Genomic DNA, 623 nt, shown 5'->3' on the forward strand with positions numbered 1-623 from the left:
CTGGAAATTAGGGTATAGCCGGTTAGCTTAGTATTGCTTTTTTTAGCAGTTCGTTAGTTATATTTTCAGGGTAGAGGCATTACACAGGCAGCCGCGCAGGAGTTGGCACAGTTTGGCATTACCGTCAATGCATATTGTCCCGGAATTGTCGGAACGAAAATGTGGGATCAAATTGATGAGGAAATGGCTAACTATATGAATCTTGAAAAGGGAGAAGCCTTCAAAAAATTTTCGGGAGATATCACACTGGGGCGTCCGGAAACCCCAGAGGATGTTGCTAAATTCGTTTCTTATCTGGCTTCGGAGGACTCTGATTATATGACTGGCCAATCCGTCATGATTGATGGAGGTGTCATTTTTTCCTAAAAACAATCACCTCAGGGAGATCTTGATAACAATAAAAAAATAATTCGCTACACTGCTTAATTTTGCCTTTATACATGAACAGGAGGTTTTTCCGAATGAAAGCGGCAGTTTGGTACGGTAAAAGAGACATACGTGTGGAAGAAAGAGAACTAAAAAAGATGAAGGAAAACGAAATAAAAGTGGTTCAATAACAAAGTCTGGGTAAAATAATGTTCAAAATTCGACATAAAAAAGGAAAAATCCAAATCATCGTCGTA

1 protein-coding gene is annotated in these 623 nt (G+C 39.2%); it reads left to right on the forward strand.

The genetic code is table 11. From position 1 onward, the window contains the following. The first annotated feature begins 78 nt into the window (after positions 1–78). Positions 79–366: an SDR family oxidoreductase gene (locus tag AB1L08_RS22505; RefSeq protein ID WP_413066793.1), complete on the forward strand. Its 288-nt coding sequence runs from the start codon at positions 79–81 to the stop codon at positions 364–366. Positions 367–623: the final 257 nt, after the last annotated feature.

Source organism: Siminovitchia jepli, assembly GCF_047228825.1.
In the GTDB taxonomy this organism is placed as follows: domain Bacteria; phylum Bacillota; class Bacilli; order Bacillales; family Bacillaceae_C; genus Siminovitchia.